This is a genomic window from Mesorhizobium sp. M0011 (assembly GCF_040324155.1).
In the GTDB taxonomy this organism is placed as follows: Bacteria; Pseudomonadota; Alphaproteobacteria; order Rhizobiales; family Rhizobiaceae; genus Mesorhizobium.
On the sequence record NZ_JAMYVQ010000034.1, the window covers coordinates 1 to 17,615 of the forward strand.

Annotated in this window: 23 protein-coding genes; 9 read left to right on the forward strand and 14 right to left on the reverse strand. The window is 60.4% G+C overall.

What is annotated here, in order from left to right; translation table 11 throughout:
* Nucleotides 1-430 precede the first annotated feature (430 nt).
* Both NKK51_RS27270 and NKK51_RS27275 read left to right on the forward strand, forming a co-directional pair.
* Entirely contained in the window at nt 431-649 is a 219-nt protein-coding gene (locus tag NKK51_RS27270; RefSeq protein WP_155930570.1) for a hypothetical protein, read from the forward strand.
* 37 nt (nt 650-686) lie between these two features.
* Nucleotides 687-986: a hypothetical protein gene (locus tag NKK51_RS27275; RefSeq protein ID WP_352555225.1), complete on the forward strand. Its 300-nt coding sequence runs from the start codon at nt 687-689 to the stop codon at nt 984-986.
* 492 nt (nt 987-1,478) lie between these two features.
* On the opposite strand, the gene NKK51_RS27280 is transcribed toward NKK51_RS27275, so the two are convergent.
* The 4 genes from NKK51_RS27280 to NKK51_RS27295 all read right to left on the reverse strand — a co-directional run bounded on the left by NKK51_RS27280 (nt 1,479) and on the right by NKK51_RS27295 (nt 3,971).
* Nucleotides 1,479-2,306 (reverse strand): class I SAM-dependent methyltransferase, encoded by an 828-nt coding sequence (locus NKK51_RS27280; RefSeq protein WP_164892885.1) that lies wholly within the window; start codon nt 2,304-2,306, stop codon nt 1,479-1,481.
* 271 nt (nt 2,307-2,577) lie between these two features.
* Nucleotides 2,578-2,877, reverse strand: a complete 300-nt coding sequence (locus NKK51_RS27285; protein ID WP_127297149.1) for a hypothetical protein — start codon at nt 2,875-2,877, stop codon at nt 2,578-2,580.
* Nucleotides 2,878-3,311: 434 nt separating this feature from the next.
* On the reverse strand, nt 3,312-3,614 hold the full coding sequence (locus tag NKK51_RS27290) for a DUF1330 domain-containing protein (RefSeq protein ID WP_352555227.1): 303 nt from the start codon (nt 3,612-3,614) through the stop codon (nt 3,312-3,314).
* A gap of 114 nt (nt 3,615-3,728) precedes the next feature.
* Entirely contained in the window at nt 3,729-3,971 is a 243-nt protein-coding gene (locus NKK51_RS27295; RefSeq protein ID WP_352555229.1) for a hypothetical protein, read from the reverse strand.
* A gap of 165 nt (nt 3,972-4,136) precedes the next feature.
* Between NKK51_RS27295 and NKK51_RS27300 the strand changes: the two genes are divergently transcribed.
* Nucleotides 4,137-4,328 (forward strand): hypothetical protein, encoded by a 192-nt coding sequence (locus NKK51_RS27300; RefSeq protein WP_352555231.1) that lies wholly within the window; start codon nt 4,137-4,139, stop codon nt 4,326-4,328.
* Between the two features lie 36 nt (nt 4,329-4,364).
* On the opposite strand, the gene NKK51_RS27305 is transcribed toward NKK51_RS27300, so the two are convergent.
* The 7 genes from NKK51_RS27305 to NKK51_RS27335 form a co-directional block, all read right to left on the reverse strand.
* On the reverse strand, nt 4,365-4,772 hold the full coding sequence (locus NKK51_RS27305) for a TadE/TadG family type IV pilus assembly protein (protein WP_256748142.1): 408 nt from the start codon (nt 4,770-4,772) through the stop codon (nt 4,365-4,367).
* Nucleotides 4,762-5,187: a TadE/TadG family type IV pilus assembly protein gene (locus tag NKK51_RS27310; protein WP_352555233.1), complete on the reverse strand. Its 426-nt coding sequence runs from the start codon at nt 5,185-5,187 to the stop codon at nt 4,762-4,764. The genes NKK51_RS27305 and NKK51_RS27310 overlap by 11 nt, the downstream gene beginning before the upstream one ends.
* Nucleotides 5,188-5,206: 19 nt before the next feature.
* On the reverse strand, nt 5,207-6,388 hold the full coding sequence (locus NKK51_RS27315; protein ID WP_502902506.1) for a pilus assembly protein TadG-related protein: 1,182 nt from the start codon (nt 6,386-6,388) through the stop codon (nt 5,207-5,209).
* 327 nt (nt 6,389-6,715) lie between these two features.
* Nucleotides 6,716-7,141 (reverse strand): DUF6074 family protein, encoded by a 426-nt coding sequence (locus NKK51_RS27320; RefSeq protein WP_352555237.1) that lies wholly within the window; start codon nt 7,139-7,141, stop codon nt 6,716-6,718.
* A gap of 49 nt (nt 7,142-7,190) precedes the next feature.
* Nucleotides 7,191-7,487 (reverse strand): DUF982 domain-containing protein, encoded by a 297-nt coding sequence (locus NKK51_RS27325; protein WP_352555239.1) that lies wholly within the window; start codon nt 7,485-7,487, stop codon nt 7,191-7,193.
* 159 nt (nt 7,488-7,646) lie between these two features.
* Nucleotides 7,647-7,886: a hypothetical protein gene (locus NKK51_RS27330; protein WP_352555241.1), complete on the reverse strand. Its 240-nt coding sequence runs from the start codon at nt 7,884-7,886 to the stop codon at nt 7,647-7,649.
* A gap of 111 nt (nt 7,887-7,997) precedes the next feature.
* A complete protein-coding gene (locus NKK51_RS27335) occupies nt 7,998-8,420 on the reverse strand; it encodes a hypothetical protein (protein WP_352440218.1) in 423 nt (140 codons plus the stop codon).
* Between the two features lie 200 nt (nt 8,421-8,620).
* Here NKK51_RS27335 and map point away from each other — a divergent pair, with 200 nt between their 5' ends.
* Nucleotides 8,621-9,448 (forward strand): type I methionyl aminopeptidase, encoded by an 828-nt coding sequence (gene map, locus NKK51_RS27340; RefSeq protein ID WP_013532002.1) that lies wholly within the window; start codon nt 8,621-8,623, stop codon nt 9,446-9,448.
* A 27-nt stretch (nt 9,449-9,475) separates the two neighbouring features.
* Here map and NKK51_RS27345 read toward each other — a convergent pair whose 3' ends face one another.
* Genes NKK51_RS27345 through NKK51_RS27355 form a run of 3 tightly spaced genes read right to left on the reverse strand, consistent with a single transcriptional unit; the run spans nt 9,476 to nt 12,457 of the window.
* Nucleotides 9,476-10,801 carry a sensor histidine kinase gene (locus NKK51_RS27345; RefSeq protein WP_352440217.1) on the reverse strand — a complete coding sequence of 442 codons (1,326 nt, stop codon included), beginning with the start codon at nt 10,799-10,801 and terminating at the stop codon, nt 9,476-9,478.
* Nucleotides 10,798-11,559, reverse strand: coding sequence for a response regulator (locus NKK51_RS27350; RefSeq protein WP_032900681.1), 762 nt, complete (start codon nt 11,557-11,559; stop codon nt 10,798-10,800). The genes NKK51_RS27345 and NKK51_RS27350 overlap by 4 nt, the downstream gene beginning before the upstream one ends.
* A 40-nt stretch (nt 11,560-11,599) precedes the next feature.
* Nucleotides 11,600-12,457, reverse strand: coding sequence for a MipA/OmpV family protein (locus NKK51_RS27355; RefSeq protein ID WP_352555243.1), 858 nt, complete (start codon nt 12,455-12,457; stop codon nt 11,600-11,602).
* Between the two features lie 251 nt (nt 12,458-12,708).
* Between NKK51_RS27355 and radC the strand changes: the two genes are divergently transcribed.
* The 5 genes from radC to NKK51_RS27380 all read left to right on the forward strand — a co-directional run bounded on the left by radC (nt 12,709) and on the right by NKK51_RS27380 (nt 17,572).
* Nucleotides 12,709-13,470 (forward strand): RadC family protein, encoded by a 762-nt coding sequence (gene radC / locus NKK51_RS27360; RefSeq protein WP_127293273.1) that lies wholly within the window; start codon nt 12,709-12,711, stop codon nt 13,468-13,470.
* A gap of 256 nt (nt 13,471-13,726) precedes the next feature.
* A complete protein-coding gene (locus NKK51_RS27365) occupies nt 13,727-14,908 on the forward strand; it encodes a carbohydrate kinase family protein (protein WP_023810451.1) in 1,182 nt (393 codons plus the stop codon).
* A gap of 71 nt (nt 14,909-14,979) precedes the next feature.
* A complete protein-coding gene (locus NKK51_RS27370; RefSeq protein WP_023810450.1) occupies nt 14,980-15,753 on the forward strand; it encodes a glutamine amidotransferase in 774 nt (257 codons plus the stop codon).
* A gap of 28 nt (nt 15,754-15,781) precedes the next feature.
* Nucleotides 15,782-16,552 carry an ATP-binding cassette domain-containing protein gene (locus NKK51_RS27375; RefSeq protein WP_023810449.1) on the forward strand — a complete coding sequence of 257 codons (771 nt, stop codon included), beginning with the start codon at nt 15,782-15,784 and terminating at the stop codon, nt 16,550-16,552.
* Between the two features lie 33 nt (nt 16,553-16,585).
* On the forward strand, nt 16,586-17,572 hold the full coding sequence (locus NKK51_RS27380) for an autoinducer 2 ABC transporter substrate-binding protein (protein WP_027036878.1): 987 nt from the start codon (nt 16,586-16,588) through the stop codon (nt 17,570-17,572).
* The last annotated feature ends 43 nt before the right edge of the window (nt 17,573-17,615 follow it).

Below are 17,615 nucleotides of genomic sequence, written 5' to 3' on the forward strand. Positions count from 1 at the left end.
TCAACATGGACGACCTGCGCGAGCACAAGAAGCTCGCTCTACGCCAAGCCGCATGACCAGCTTCATGATCGCCCATTTTGCAGAACTTGACGCACACAACCTTCCTTTTCGGAGCGTGTTCCAGTGGGTCCGCCCCCACTGGCGGGCAGAGGCGGACCCGGCCGGGGCTTGGAGCCTCGGCCCGGCAGCGGGGGACGCTGCCGCCATTTCCAACCCCCCTCGATATATCAGGTTCCGCTATTACACAAAAAGCCCCCACCGTTCGGCAGCGGGCCAAACCTTGGATGGAAATCAGATCACCAGCAGGGTTCGAACAGTGGCCAATTCACCGGTCCGTCCCGTGCCACTGAATGAACGACGCATCCTTAGGGGCCGGAACTTTGATGCAATAGCGAAGTTCGAGAGGAGATATTTTTGCAGCAGGCACGCAATGAACGGGATCGTAAACGACATCCTGGCCGAGGTGGCAGAGATACTTCCGTCGCTATCACCGGACGAAAAAGATTTGCTGCCGAAACTGCCAGTCGACGCGCCAAATTTTCCCAACGACCTGGAACCGGTGATTCGAGCGGAGACGCCACCCCCGGAGCAGAAAGCAGAAACCGCAGACCGTCACTGCGACGGGAAGCCGCCTCAAGGCGAAGCCTGATGTCGGACGACGGGCGGAACCGAGTTCGGGAGGCGCGTTGCTCACCAGCGCCACGTCACGAAAGGCCGGAGCAATGGTGGACAATCTATCTCGCAGGCAAGAACAGCGTGGCACGCGAAGACTCATGGCGTGGGGCGTGGCGGTTATCGCCGTCCTTTTTCTAGGCCTGATAGCATTCTTTGTACTCACGCCTTTATCGAACGGCTCTTGGCAGACGGCACCGTTCAAGCGTGCTCCTGAGCAAAACCAGGGCGGTAATGCGCCAGCGGACACGTCACCCAGCCCAGGCGTGAAAAAAGACCCTCAGAAAAATACTGAAATGCCCGAGCAGCAGTAGTGGGGTTGGGAACAAATCCGCACCGGTCTGGAAAACTTTTTTCGGGCTGCCGGGCGATTTTAACAAAGAACCCGCCCGCCGACCTTTCCCGCGCGGACCTTCTGGTAATGCTCCTACGAGCGGCCCTGATGCTCCGAAACGTAACCCAGCGCTTGACCCGAGGGTCCAAGAGCCCCTGTCGGGCGTGGCGGAAGAAATGGGGCTCAGGAGGGCGGACCATCCGAACGATAGTGGGCGATTGGCTGTCGCTAATGCGTATCTGCCGGTTCCGCATGCATTGGACGAGGACAGCACTGTGGAAGGAAACGCATGATCAACGCACCATGAGCGCGAGTGACCCTGAGATTGACTGTCAGGAGGCGATGGGCCGGCTTTCAGGTCATCGTGGGCTGAATGCTGGAGGGCCGATATCCCGCACGAGCGCCGCCCGTGACATCAAGCGGCGGCTCGGCGAGGAAAGCGACGTAGAAGGCATAGGCATGATCATGGTGCTTACATTCGTCGCGACCAGGCACCCACCTCATATCGGCCGACCACCACGCTTGCGCTTGCATAAACCTCTGCGCGAATTCGATCTTGAAGCGTCTCGGGACCGAGTTCTGAAGCTGTGATAACGCCCATCTGCTCCATGACCGGAGCCATGATCGCTGCGAGATCGGAGATCAGATCAATGCCGCTCAGACTGTCTGATCCACCTCCGGCTAGAGCACTTACCGCCATGCTAGGGGCCGGCAGCCCGGCTTTGAGGAAGGTCGAATGGAGTTGCAGGCCCATGTTTGGGTTGGTCCCTACCCGACGAAATGTCTCAACGATACATCGAAAGCAGTTGTCGTAGGTCGGGACGGAGGGAAATGAGGCAGCGCCGGTCCAATCGACTTCGTGGAATACTATCACGCCGCCGGGAGCAAGATGCCGCGCAACGCCCCTCAACATTTCGACGGGATCGGGCGAGAACATTAATACGTATCGGCCCACGATAGCGTCGAACGATACATCGAAAGTGAAGGTGGCAGGATCACATTGGTGGAAGATTACATTCTCCAAACCACGTTGCGCGGCTCTCGCCCGAGCAGCGTCAAGAGCCTCCGCCGACCTGTCAGAGCCGATGACAAGACCTGTGGGTCCGACAACATCAGCCGCGAGAAAGGCGACATCCCCGGCGCCGCTCCCCACGTCAAGGACATGCATTCCCGCTCGGAGACCAGCTCGCCGCAGGTAATTCCGTGTCATCGGGTCAACCAATGTCGCCTGCGTCGCAAGCCTTTTCAGTTCTCTTTCCGAATGCCCCAGTTCGTATTCGTGCTGACGTTCGCTTGTCATACTGGTGTCCCCCCGGATGAAAAGCACAACAAGTTAGAGCTCGAATGCAGGCCCTTGGCGCACTCTAAAGCCGAGCGGCTCATCTGCACTTTAGAGATGTCTAACATAAATGGCGGCTGAAAGGGTGTCTAGGCGCATCCTCATTGGACCTCCCAGAAGTCCTTCAGCGAGGCGAACCCGCCTTGGCGGCCTAGCACGACAGGCTTTTCGAAAGCGGCTACATCCTGAGAATCGACCGCTATGCATCAACCTGGGACAGTCCAAAGGCAGGTCAGCAGCCTTCCGTGGTCTTTTTCATCTGGCCAGGAGCAGCCGAGTTAGCATCGGTGTCCTGTTGACCTGGGGCGGCCTGCTTGGCGCTGCCAGTTTGTTGACCCGGAGCGCAGTCCTTGGCGGAGTTCGAGTTCGTTCCACTCGTGGTGGTCGAATCCGTCCCCTGATCGGTCGTAGTGCTCGGCATGGTCTTGGTTGTCGAGGTCGACGATCCGCCTGTGGTCGTGTCGGTCGATTGCGCAAATGCGAGGCCAGTTGACAGTGCCATAATGGCTGAAGCGAAAAGAACCTGTTTCATGATCAACTCCATTTCGGAATGTCCCTTTGGTACCGAACTTCGCTGCGGCACGACGGTTCCAAGAAAAATGGGCAATCCAGAGGTCCGCACCTGGGATTGCCCTATGGCCCGCCACTGGGAAGCTCTCTGCCGTTATCTTCAACGAAGACCTGTCTTCCGCGATCACACCATAGGCCAACGCGGTCGCACGGGTCATAATCCTGCTACAAAGTGGTCGATTCCTCAGGGATGTAGCCGCTCCAAGAGCCCGCCGCAGGTCGCCCCCGTGGCGGGCTTTTCAATTGCACGGTCGAGTTGGGTTTCGGCACTGCGATGATGAGAAAGCCCCGCAGTGGTTGCCTGGTTTCCCGGCTTTAAACAGCTGACTTCGCGGTGTGCGGATTCGGGCAAAAAGCCGGATTCTGCCTGATGAAGGCGAAGGCGAGCCACCACGGTCAAAGAGTGGGTGTTGCAACCCCCTCAAGCGCAATTATCCTGGTATTGGCGCAACGCTTACGGATTTCGATAAGGCGCGCGTATTCCGGCGAATTGTACCAGCCCATCAATGACGTCATGTCGGGAAATTCGATAATAACCAAACGGTGTGGCTCCCAATCACCTTCCAAAACCTTGGTCGCACCGCCACGACCTAGATATTTCCCACCATAACGCTCCTCGGTGGCCGGCACATCCCGCCGGTATTCCTCGAACACGGCAGCGTCCTTTATGTCTACATCCGCGATCAGATAGGCGGCCATTTGCGCATCCTTCTTCTCAACGGCGCCCGACCCTTGCGTTCCACTCCCAGGGGGCGGCGCCCATCGGTCAAGACGACTCTCTTCAGCGCTTCAACCGGCATTCGCCATGCGAAGTCAAAAGCCTGTTACAATCCACGGGTTGGAGTCGTACCCGAGGCGCGGCTCTGCCTTTGCGCCGCTATCTTCCGGTTTGGCGGTTCCGGTGAAACCGCAGTCCAGATTTGGAACGGGCTTCTTGGCTGACGGATTGGTGGAACACAAGGCGGCGGCGTCACTGACCGCCACCTTCTTTTCCTTGGCAACAGCGACACCAGCCGTAGCGAAAACGACAGCCACGCAAAATACAGCCACTCTCATTGGAACCCCCATATTGCACCCGACAGATGGTCGGACATGACCTAGCGTCACCTTAATATTAGCACTACGAAATATATTATCTAGCCCCGTGCCATCAAAAGCAGGCTGAGTGCCAAGCTTGCATCGTGACCGCCAAAACCGGTGCCGATCTGGACACCAGCCGGCATGAGTCGCATTCTGCTCGTGGAGAAGGATGTGGATCGACAAAAAACAGGGGCTGATCAGGCCAAGCGCTGGCGGGACCGGGCCCTGCGCAGTCGCCGGAGGCGTCTGTCACACAACATTGTGTCGTGGGCGCTGATCCTCATGGCGATAACCATTCTCGGTGGTCTGATCGCGCTCAAGGCGTACAAGTAAGCAGAGCCCCAGCGCGCGAGGCTATCAGGCCACAGCCTAGCCGCTGCCAAGCAGCGGCACGGTAACGGTTGTCGCGTAGTTGATCGGGAAGGAACTGAAGTAGGGGAAGTCGATGACGAAGGCATAGGCCGCGGTCAGATGCGCCATGCGGAAGCCGCCGCTCACGGGGTCGATGGCGATCGTGACGTTCACGTCTTTAAACCCCAAGGCCTGCAATTTCTGCGTGGCGATCGATTGAATATCGGCCTGGGTCAGCGTGTTCTTAAGCTGCAGCGAGCGCGCTGACGTCTCCAGCGTATAGCGAACACTGGAGACCGAGTGCATCGACCAGCCAAAGGCGAAGATTCCGAACAGCAGCATGACAAGGAAGGGCGCGATCAGCGCGAACTCCAGCCCGGCCCCGCCCGATCGATCCCGCCAGAACGCGCTTACCCTAGCGGACACGGATCATCTCCTGGTGACCGATTACAGTGGAAGTGGCAAATGGGCCGAAGGCAATTGGCGGCACCCAGGTGCCAGATGCCTGTATCTGGACATAGATCGACGGCACCTTCGGCCCACTGCACATGGTGGACGCGTCGACCACCGTCGCCCCGCACATACGGATGCGGCTTAGCGTGACCTGGCCGTCTTCCGGCCGATTTTCCCAACTCGCAATGGCAAGAGCCTGGGTCGCCGCATCATCGGTCGATCCGCTCATGACCAGGTTCGCGGCGGTCTTCACACCGGCGCGCATCGACAGTGAGCTCGTTACGTAGGACCAGCCGTCCAGAATACCAAGCAGCACCAGGCACAAAATGGGCAGCACCATGGCGAACTCGACCGCCGCAACGCCCGAATCATCGCCAAGGATCGGCATTGATCGGCGCCCCACGGAGCTACTCGGACAGCGCCACGGACCGCGCGGCTGGAATGTTGGGCACTCCGAGGCTCGAGCAATCCTGATTGATGGTTGAGTTACCGGACCATTGGATCCTATTGGCGACGACCCTGGTGCAGCCGCCATTGCCCGAGAAATTGCCAAGATAGTTCACTTGCTGCTTGGGGAAATAGATGGCCCCGGTCAAAAGCGAGTCCGCTGTGCCGTTGAATGTGCTGGATGCGCTCATGCCGGTCCTGTCGCCGTAGAACAGAACGCCCGAGTAGGTGCCCGAAGTCGCCGCGCTGAGCTTCACGGACGCATTGCCATTCATGCTGACGGTCGAGCTGCCCGACATGTAGATGGTCACCCCGGTGCCGGTGATGGCCGCGTTGGCGTTTATTTTGAAATTGCCCTGGACGACATAGACGCCTGGCGAAAACGTGACATTGCCTTTTAGGTTCATGCCGCTGCAATAGGTGCCTGGACCGAGCGTCGCCTTGTTGTCGTTTTGGCAGGGGATCGCGGCCACCGGGGCCGGCAGGTCGACAAAGGGATCGCCGGCAGGCAGCGCCTGGGTGATCGGGGCCGCGCAGCCGGTGGTGACGGGATTGCTGAGAGAGATACCGCCCGCCGATATCAGGCAATCGGCCTGCAGACTGGCCGCGCCCTGAAGCTTGATGGCGTCCGAGGCGATCGAATTGGACATGACCGAGCAGCCGCTGAGCTTGACGCTGGTGCTGCCGGAAAACAGCACCGCCTGCGACGCGGACGGATCGAGCGCGAGCATGCAGGCACTCGAGGCATCGGTAATGACGGCCACCGCCCTCGCCTGTTCGGGAACCTTTTCCTGTGTGAAGATCAGGGTGAACATCCGGTCGAGCTTCTGGCCGACGATCACCTCGACCGCTTTTTTCGCCGTATTCGGTCCGGACGCCGGCGGCGTATTGACGATGATCGTGCCCGAGCCCAGTCCGTTCGACGCCGCGGACTGGGTCGCGGCCGCGACGATCGTCGGCTTGTCGGAACCCGAGATCTGTTCGAGCGCACCGGCATAGGCGGCTGCATCGGCCGTCGCCTGTAACCTCAGGCTGTTGTAGTACCAATAGGAGGTCTCGACGCCGAAGCCCGCAGCGCCGACAACGACCGGCAAGGTCAGGGCAAAAATGGTAGCGACATTTGCGCCCGTGCTCCGGCGCATGGCGTCCATTACAAGCCGAACACGGGTGAAGCTACTCAAGGCCATGGTTTAAATTAGAAAGCACGCATAAATGAACGAATGGCTAAAAAGTTCGTTGCATTTTTGAGCAGTGGTCCATTGGCTGCAAAAAAGAAGTGTTTCGCTGGCTGACCAACGCGCAAGCGCATCGATGTCTCAGAGTGGGCCGCCCCTCAAGGCCGGCGGGAAATTGCCGGATTCGCAGCCGAGACCGCGCGAACAACGACCGGGTCTCCGAAAAACACAACGGAGTAAGCGTATTTACAAATTACTGATGCATGTGTGGAGGATGGAGGTTCAGGATTTGCTTCAAGCGGAAAGAATTGGCATCGACTCCGAGGCCGTATCAGCCAACATCTCTCGCTGCACGGCCAGGAAAAACCTGCGCACTTCATCGCCGGCTGCTGTTCTGTCCCTGCCGGATCCGACCACAAGATCGAGCAACTCCGACGCCTTGGCTCTCCAGAACGAGGTGGCGGTCTCGCCATGCAGGTTGCCGAGCTTGGCGGCAACCTCTCTAACCAAGAATACCTGACGGTCGATCGGGAATGCACGGACTTTTTCTGGGGACATCTTCCAAACCATGAGACTGACGCAACGAATCACCATCGCCAACAAGCAATGGCGTAGCCGGGAAGGTGGAAACGGAAGCTTAACGGCGCTGACGTAGGTGCTGCGGTCGTCGGGGACGAAAGGGCGCAGCCCTACGCTCACGACATCGCCGCGTGCGTTCAAACGCGATCGTTGACGTAGGAATCGGGGCAGGCGAAACGGGCGACGGCCCTCAGGCCTGGAGCGCCCTCGCCTCACCGCCGCGCTTGCGCGGCGTCATCATGTCCCTGGCCATCAGTCCACTGGCGCGGCAAAACGCCATGAACGCCCGGCAGGCATCCTCGGTCTTGACCACGTCCACCGTGGCGCCAAAGCAGGCGTTGAACGCTTTCTGATAGATCGGGCCCTGACGGCGCGCAGGCCAGTCCTGGAGAAAATCGAGCGCCTGTTCGACGCCATAGATTTCCTCGACTGGCAGACCGGATCCAGGCGCTATGCGCACCGGCACCTCGAATTGCAGTCTATCCATGTCCTGTCTCCCGAACGGCGTCGCCGAGGCAACGCCGTTCGTCGTCAAAAGTTGCTTTGACCGGCTTTTGGCTCAGAAATGTGTCGTCACTTGGGTCGCGGGCCGCCACATCGCGCCAAAGAAATCGCGCATCCGAGATCTGTCCTGGGTGCCATATGCTCACTGGTTCGCCGAATCCGACTCCGCGTCGACGACCATGCGAATGGCGGTGATCAGTACAAATACCGTCGGCACGGCGAAGATGCCGCCGAGAACAAGGGCCGCCATCGCCGACAGGCCGAGCGTCTCGGCAACCGCCCAATAGACGGTTCCGATGCAGATGAGCGCCTGGACGGAGAGGAACATGGCAGCCGAGGCCGCGCGCGACAGGGTTTTGAAAGTCTTGATGCGTTGTTGCATTGAAATAATCCGGAAATGACGCGCCGCGCGACCGCTGCGCGGCCGACAGCCGCCGCACGATCACGACGCAACAGGAATAACGATGAGGTAAAGGGTACGGTCCTGGACCGCTCAGGCCGTGATGGTCGGCGGTGCGCGCGGCTGGTTGGTGCGCGCCCCGGGAACCGAGGCGGCCCCATATCCCGAAACCATCGCTCTTTGCGATGTTCCTTCGGCCCAAAGAAAAACAGCGTCGGGGACCGGAAGCGCGGGATGGCCGCCGGCGAACTTGACCAGGAGCGGACGGCCGGCACGAACTTCCAGCGCTTGCGCCTTGCCGGTGACACGCAGCAGCGCCGCCACCTCGCCCGACCGCTCGACACCGACACTGGCACCGCTTGGCGCAGACCCCGCAAAGGCTGACGCCGCCGGCAGGCCGAAGCACAGCATCGCCAGCAGCACCATGCGCATCAGGCATGAGCACGCTGCCGTCAGCGGCGCTTCAGGCCATCCGGTTTGCCTGGCCGCCCCGAAGGGACGCGATCTCGAAAACATCACCCGCCCTAACGCACCACGGCCGGAAAGGGAAGCAAACCGGGCAAAAACCGGTAAGACATCGCCGATGCGAGGCAAATATCCGGAAGCGCGCGGCTGCATCAAACAGTTCTTCCTTGAACCTTTTGCCCTCAAGTGCCAAATCTGGGGAAATTTTCACGCTGGCTCTCCTGCAGAGCCCTACCCGCTACACGGACAAAATGGTCACCTATCTCGACGCCGCCACGGCCCCGCTCAGAAATACCGGCCAGATCCGCCTCTATGGCGAGGACGGCTTTGCCGGCATGCGCAAGGCATGCGATCTCACCGCACGCTGCCTCGACGAGTTGGTGCCGATGGTCCAGCCCGGCGTCACCACCGAAGCAATAGACCGCTTCGTCTTCGAATTCGGCATGGACCACGGCGCGCTGCCGGCGACGCTCAACTATCGCGGCTACACGAAATCGTCCTGCACCTCGATCAACCATGTCGTCTGCCATGGCATTCCCGACAACAAGCCGCTCAAGGATGGCGACATCGTCAACATCGACGTCACCTACATCCTCGACGGCTGGCACGGCGATTCTTCGCGCATGTATCCGGTCGGCACGATCAAGCGCGCCGCCGAGCGCCTGCTCGAAGTCACGCATGAATGCCTGATGCGCGGCATTGCGGCGGTCAGGCCGGGAGCCCGCACCGGCGCCATCGGCGCCGCCATCCAGACCTTTGCCGAAGGCGAGCGCTGCTCGGTGGTGCGCGACTTCTGCGGCCACGGCGTCGGCCAGCTGTTCCATGACGCGCCGAACATCCTGCATTACGGCAGCGCCAATGAGGGCGTCGAGATGCGGCCAGGCATGATCTTCACCATCGAGCCGATGATCAATCTGGGCAGGCCGCATGTGAAGGTTCTGTCGGACGGCTGGACCGCGGTGACGCGCGACCGCTCGCTGTCGGCGCAGTACGAGCACACGATCGGCGTGACCGACACAGGGTGCGAGATTTTCACGCTGTCGCCCAAAAAGCTCGATCGCCCCGGCCTGCCGGCCTAGCGGCGCATCTACCCGGCAGGAGGCCGTCTATGCCGACTGCAAATCCGCAGCATTCGGCAGGTCGATGGTAACGACCAGTCCGCTGGGCTGGTTGTCCTCCAATTCGATCCTGCCGCCGTGCCCCTGGACGATGTCGGCAACGATCGAGAGGCCCAGACCGAAGCCATGCTTCGATGCAATGCCGCGCGACGCATCTTCCTTGAAGAATGGTTCGAAAACACGAGCACGTGCCGTCATCGGAATACCCGGCCCGTCATCCCCTACCGTGATGCGCGCCGCCGTGCCGGTCGCCGTCAAGGCGACCGTGACATTGCCAGCGAATTTGACCCCGTTGTCGCAAAGATTGGCGATGGCACGCGCCAATGCATTGGGCTTGCACCAGCCCAGGAGCCGGTCCGGCCCGGAATATGAGACAGGAAATCCGACATCGGAGAATTCGGCGCAGACGGTTTGCAGAACGCTGGCAATGTCGGCGCGCTGCAGCTTCTCCGTCGAAACATCGTTGCGCAGATAGGTCAGGGTCTCGTCGATCAAGATTTCGATGTGCTGGACATCGGACAGGATTGCGGTTCGGATTGGGCCATCATCCATACGCTCGGCGCGAAGCCGCAGCCGCGTCAACGGCGTGCGCAGATCATGACTGACGCTGCGCAACATGCGCGTGCGATTTTCGATCATGGTGCGGATGCGCGTCCTCATCCTGTTCAGGGCGCGCGCCAAGCCCACCATTTCAATGGAGCCGTGTTCGACGAAGAGCTGTTCGCCATTCTCGATCTCGGCCGAACCGACTGCTGCCGAGATGCGCTTCAATGGATCCGTCACGGCCCAAACCGCAAACAGCCAGATCAGCACGGGCAAGGCGACGAAAGCCATGAACCTGTAGAACGAGGCACGGACGAGGCCCGATGTCAGCCAGGAATCGGGCATGCCGAAATGGGCCAGGACGTCCTGCTGGTCCAAATCGATGACAAATGCGTATCGGCCGCCGATCCTTAGCCAGCGTCCATCAACCGTCCCCCTGTCGATACGCAAAAGCCATTCGACACTTCGCCATTGCAGATAGGACTGGGGAATGCCGCGTATCTGGTCCTTGGGCAATATCTCGAAATCAAAGCCGGCCCGCTTTGCTGTCGCCAGAATTGCCCCACGCGCCTCCGCCGGCGTTTCTTGCAACAAGGCAGCAACAACGGCCGCACGCCTTGCGTTATCTTCCGCGGCGGGAAGGTCGACGTTCTCTATGAAAATCTCGACGACCGAACCGACGAACATGATCACGATCACCGCGATGAAAATGATTGCCACAAACTGCCCACGCACGGACTGTGGCAAGAAACGGCGGATGAAACCCCTCATGCTTCCTCCACCGTCGCGGTGAAGATGTAGCCACCCAACCGAACAGTCCTCAAAAGCACCGGATCGCGCGCATCCTTTTCGATCTTCCTGCGGATTCGACTGATATGGACATCGACGCTACGCTCGATCGGCCCCGCGAGCCCGGCATGGGTTACGCCCAGAAGTTCCTCGCGCGAGAGAACCCGGCCTGCATTGCGACAAAACGCAAGCAACAGGTCGAATTCATGCGTCGTGGTCGTAACCCGCGCATTGTTGGGGTCATGCAATTGCCGTCGTATGGGATCGAGGCGCCAGCCGTTGAAACGAAGCACCTTCGACCAGTCCCGCTCGTCTGGAGCATAGGCTGTACGGCGCAGCAGCGCCCGTATCCTGGCCGTCAGTTCGCGTGCGCTGAACGGTTTCGTCACATAGTCGTCCGCGCCGATTTCCAGCCCGAAGATGCGGTCGATTTCCTCACCGAGCGCGGTCAGCATCAGGATCGGAATGTTGGTTCCGGCACGAAGACGGCGACAGATGTTGAGACCGTTTTCGCCCGGCAGCATGACATCGAGCACGATGAGATCGAATTTCTGGTTGCGAAGCGCGGCATTCATCTGGACGCCGCTCTCGGCAATTTCCACGATCATGCCGTTGTCGGTGAGCGTCTCGCCCAGCATGCGTGCGATCTCAAGATCGTCTTCGACAATGAGGATGCGCGAACCTTGCCTTGCCGACCTGGATTCGGCGCTCAAATCGCTTTGGTGCCGTTGCTGTGCCATTCCGGAGTTTGTCTAGCCTGCATTTGGTGCCTGGTAGGCGTCAGAACCGATATCCGACGAGAAGCATCCCTGAAGGCTGGATCTTTTCGACGACAACGGGGCTGTCGGCAGCGTCACCCAAGAGAACGCCGACCCCCGCTTCGCCGCGCACCATCCAGTTCTCGTCGAGCATATATGTGGCGGAAATCGAAAAATCGGCGCGCTTCAAACCGGCGCCGGCATCATAGCGCGCCAGCCCCGAGCGAGCCGATTGTTCGGGCGTGACGCCAAAATAGGCCTGCATGTAATTTTCGTCGGCAATGACGGCGGACGCGCTGGCGCCGATCATCAACGATTGAGACAGAGGCCGGGTCACCTCGATCCCCACCCTGCCCTCCAGGCCATCGCTGCCGCCGATGGTCTTGTCCAGCTGCGCGAATATTTCGGCTGGACCGAACTTCGCCGCTGCCTTCACGCCGACCGTCGCGCCCATGTCGACATCCCCCAAGCCGCGCAGATGGTCGGAGTCGTCTTCCTTGCGGCCCATCTCATAGCCAAGCCGCGCGCTGAACGCGAACGGTCCTTGTCCATAGACGGCGATGTTGGCACCTGTCGGATCGATCGTCACCGTGTCGAGGAATGTCGCCGTGACGAAAGGCACCGGCATGATCTTGAACTCATCGCTGCCCTCGTATTTGGGGACGATGATGGCCCCGCCGCCGAGCACGACATGCCAGTCGGCCAGCTTCTGTTCGAAACGCCCGAAACGGGAAGGCTCGGGCGGCAGGGTAAAATCATCGGAATTCACGGCAATGGCGTCTGCCGCCAGCGCGCCCTCCGAATGCGTCGAAAGCAGGATTGCCATGGCCGCGAGAGATGCCCGGCCGGCAAATAGTCCAGAGTCGATTTTGGCGAACATGCGCGCTCCAGTATAACGAGGCCACGAGCCTCCGATGGCGCCAACATGTCAGGTGAAAGTGGCCGCATGCGTTAAGTGATGTTAAGTTTTGTTGCGCAATCGTGGTTTCATCTTGCCGTATAGGGAAGCCATAGACTGACAGCGGGAGCTGCCACGATCTGCCGTGGATCGTCTCGCGATCGGGGAACAGAACTGTTTCAATCCCGGCCAGAACGGTTCTAATGTCTGCGCTGGAGCAATGTGGGCGGTGTATGGGGAACACAAACGACGACGACGAGCGGAGTTTCTTCTCCGAAGCGCCGATGCGGCCTGCGGCGAAAGCCAAGGCGACGCTCGACGAAAAGCCCCATTACCTCGGTCACCGCGACCGACTGCGCGAGCGTTTTGCCCTGGCGGGCCCGGACGCCCTGCCCGATTACGAACTTCTGGAACTTCTGCTTTTTCGCCTGATCCCTCGTGCCGACACCAAACCGGCGGCCAAGGCGCTGCTGGCGCGCTTCGGCACGCTGGCCGAAGTGCTCGGGGCGCCGGTTGGCCTCCTGCAGGAAGTCAAGGGCATTGGCCCTGCGGTGGCGCTCGATCTCAAGATCGTCGCGGCAACCGCGCAGCGCATGGCGCGCGGAGAGGTGCAGAGTCGCGAAGTCCTCTCGTCCTGGACACAGCTTCTTGCCTATTGCCGGTCGGTCATGGCCTTCGAGGCGCGCGAGCAGTTCCGCATCCTGTTCCTCGACAAGAAGAACGCGCTGATCGCCGACGAGGTTCAGCAGACAGGCACCGTCGACCATACGCCCGTCTACCCGCGCGAGGTGGTCAGGCGCGCCCTCGAACTCTCGGCCACCGCCATCATCCTGGTCCACAATCACCCGTCAGGCGACCCCACACCCTCACGAGCCGATATCGAAATGACGAAGGAGATCATCGAGGCGGGCAAGCGGCTGGGCATCGCGGTGCACGACCACATCATCATCGGGCGCAAGGGATACGCCAGCATGAAGGGCCTGTTGCTGATCTGACGGGCCGGGGGCATGCCACGACCGTCCGATCAAGCCCGGGCGATCGAATGAAGTGCAGGAAATTCGCTTGCACAATCTTTTGCCAAAAAATTTGAAAATTGTTCAATCTTGGAAAGAGGAGCCCAGTATCCGCTCTATTTCTGGATTAATCTTCCAATCTATAAGAATTCTCTTTTTGATTTTTAGAAGATAATTCCGTTGAGGCATCGCATTTTCGCTGCTACCGTTTTGAAACGCTTCAATTGGAACTCCGCCATTGCAACGCAAGCGCCCGACCATAGCGGATGTCGCACGAACCGCCGGTGTCTCCATCGGCACGGTGTCGAACTTCATCAATGGAACGGCCAGCCTGAGGGAAGGCACGCGCGACCGCATCGAGAAGGCGGTTGCCGCGCTGATGTATCGGCCGAGCTCCTTTGCGCGCTCACTGCCGGGCCGCGCACCACGCAGGCCAAAGAATCTCGACCATCTGCCAAGACTTCTGGTCGCCGGTAGGGTGAGTGTCGACTTCCTGTGCCGCGTCGACGTGCTGCCGCATCGCGACGACCGGATCACCGCCAGCCACATCGACAAGGCGTTGGGTGGCCCCGCGGCCAATCTCGCGGTTGCCGCCGCCGGCATCGGAGCTCCCTACGCGCTGGACGTTGAGCTGGCGACAGCGGTCGGCCAGGATCCAGAGAGCGATTGGGCGCTCGGCGCGCTTTCGAAATTGGGGGTCCACGCCTTGCCGATCCGCAACACGCCCAACAACCGCCTCTCCCAGGCGATCGTGATCATCGAGCGCAACGGCAGCCGGACGATCATCAGCGAACCGTTCGAGCTTGGCGAGGTCGACCTGACAGCCAATCTGGATATTCAGCCCGAGCAACGTTCGGCCTGCCTTCATATCGAAGGCTTTCACTACGAGACGATGACCGCGTCCATCGCGCGCTTTCATCAGGCGGGCTGGAAGGTGAGCCTGCATTCGGCCGGTCTTCCCAAAAGCGTCCGCACGCCGGAAACCTTCTCGCAGATGGTCAAACAGATCGATCTGACCTTCATCAACGATGTGATGATACGGGAGATCTTCGACTTTCGCAGCCGCATGGCGACGACGATCGAAGAGGTGCGGCTGATGCTGTCACGCATCAAACAACGGGGAACGGTCGTGCTCACCCTCGGCGAGTTCGGCGCCGTCGTTTTTCCGGCGAATGGCGGTCCGCAGATCGAGGTGCCGGCGCTGCCGGTCAATCGCGTCGACGCGACGGGCGCCGGCGACAGCTTTGCCGGCATCTTCCTTGCCCTTTGGCTGCATGGCGCGTCGCTGGGCGACGCCGCGCGCTATGCGGCAATCGGGGCGAGCCTGACGACAACGGTCGAAGGCGCGCAGGGTTACATCGCAGACTTTGCCACGCTGAAGGCTGCGGCCCTGGCGAACAATGCCGTGATAGCCAGTTAAAACAATGGCTTATCGACGTTCGACCTGGCGCGGAAAACCGCATCAACCGACGAAATCAGGAGAGTATGATCATGGCGAAAACAAAAGTCCTTCTTGTCGGCGAAAGCTGGGTGAGTTCGGCGACCCACTACAAGGGGTTCGACCAGTTCGGCAGCGTCACCTTTCACCTGGGCGCAACACCCCTGGTGGACGCTTTGAAGGGCAGCGAATTCGATCTCGACTACATGCCCGCCCACGAGGCCGTCGAGAAGCTGCCTTTCACCATGGAAGGGCTGTCGCAATACAGGGCGATCATCCTGTCCGACATTGGCGCGAATTCGCTCCTGCTCCACCCCGATGTCTGGCTGCACGGCAAAACGGTTCCCAACCGGCTCAAGCTCCTGCGCGACTGGACGCTGGCCGGCGGCGGCCTGATCATGATCGGCGGCTATTTCAGCTTCCAGGGCATTGACGGCAAGGCGCGCTGGCATCGCACGGCGGTCGAGGAGGCGCTGCCGGTGACCTGCCTTCCCAATGATGACCGGCTCGAAATTCCGGAGGGCTTTCGTCCTGAGATCACTGGTTCCAGAGACCACCCGCTTTTTGCCGGCATCGAGGGCGAATGGCCGCTGCTGCTCGGTGCCAACGAGGTCATCGCCCGTGATCGCGACGATGTCGAGGTCCTGGCGCGGCTGCCGCAGGACCAGGGCGGTCATCCCCTGCTGGTCACCGGGCGCCATGGCGAAGGGCGTACGCTGGTCTGGACGTCGGACATCGGTCCTCACTGGCTGCCGAACAGTTTTGTCGAATGGCCTGGCTACGCGAGGCTTTGGACCAACGTGCTGCGCTGGGTCAGCAACGCCTAGCCGATCCGCAATCGTCGGGGAACCCGTCATGACAGAGCCCTTTCTTGTCGCCAGAAACATCGCCAAGCGCTTCGGCGCTCTGACCGCGCTGGCAAATGTCGATCTGGAGATCCGCTCCGGCGAGGTGCTGGCGCTTCTCGGCGATAATGGCGCCGGCAAATCGACCTTCATCAAGATCCTGGCAGGCGCTCATCCGCCCAGTGGTGGGGAGCTTGTGATCGAGGGCAATCCGGTCGCCTTTCACTCGCCCAAGGATGCCGCGGCATCGGGGATCGCGACGATCTTTCAGGAACTGGCGCTTTCGGAGAACCTGTCGATCGCAGAAAACGTCTTTCTCGGCCGTGAATTGAAACGCTCCATTTTGGGCATTCCGTTCCTGAAGCGCAAAGAAATGCGCCAGCGCGTCGACGGCCTGCTGAAGGAGCTCGATGCTCATATTTCCGATCCAGAAGCGCCTGTTGGCAGTCTGTCGGGCGGGCAACGCCAGGCCGTCGCAATCTGCCGGGCGCTCAATCTGAATGCCAGGCTGGTCATCATGGATGAGCCGACTGCGGCCCTTGCCGTTGCCGAAACGCGCAAGGTCCTGGCGCTGACACGGCGGCTTGCCGCGCGCGGCTGTGCCGTTGTGCTCATCAGCCACAACATTTCCGAGGTCTTCGAGGTCGCCGACCGCATCGTGGTGTTCCGGCGCGGCCGCAAGGTGGCCGAACGGCTGGCTGCCGATACCGATCACGAGGAAGTCGTTTCGCTCATAACAGGCGCTCATCCCGACGTGCGGGCGCTTGAAAAAACAAACTGAAACGCACGTCATTTCCAGAGAGGTTCAAACACAATGCTTTCACAGTTCAAGAAAGTGCTCGCCGCATCCGCACTGTCACTCGCCATTGCAACCGCGGCGCATGCCGCGGACAAACACAAGGTCGCCTTCGTTCCGCAATTGATCGGCATCCCTTACTTCAACGCCATGGAAGCCGGCGGCAATCGCGCCGCCAAGGATCTCGGCGTCGATTTCATCTATTCCGGTCCCGTCGACACCAATCCGGTCGACCAGTTGCAGATCGTCCAGAACCTGATCGATCAGGGCGTCGAGGCGATCTCGGTCAGCGTCCTCGATGCCTCCAGCATCGCACCCGTGGTCGAGAGCGCCAAGGCGAAAGGCATCAAGCTGTTCACCAGTGACAGCGACGCGCCCGACAGCGGCCGCGCCGTCTATGTGGCGCAGGCGACCGACGAAGGCCTCGGCACAACCATTGTCGACGAACTCGTCAAGCGCGTCGGCGAGGACGCAACCATCGGCATCGTCTCCGGCGAGGCAACGGCGTCCAATCTCAACGCCTGGATCGGCTTCATGCAGAAGCAAGCCACCGCCAAATATCCGAAGCTGAAGCTGCTCGCGCCACAATTCGCCGGCGGCACCGCCGAACGCGCCGCGCAAATATCAGGCGATCTGATGGCGGCCAACCCGGACATCAAGGCCATCATCGCCGTCGCCTCCTCGACATGCCCGGGCGTAGCCCAGGCCATCGAAACCGCAGGCAAGATCGGCTCGGTCATCGGTGCCGGCTATTGCAGCCCGAACACGGCACGGTCCTACCTGAAGAGCGGAGCCTTCGGCTTCACCGTGCTCTGGGATCCCGAGCAACTCGGCTATCTCACGGTCTGGGCCGGCAAACAGCTGATCGACGGCAAGAGCTTCGAAGCGGAAAACAAGGTCGCCGGCCTGGAAAAGCCAGTCACCTATGATGCCGCCAAGGGCATTTTGCTTCTCGGGCCGCCGGCTGTCTTCACCAAGGACAATGTCGACAAGTTCAACTTCTGAGCTCTGAGATGAACGTAGTGCGGCAGTTTGGAAACGGTGTCTT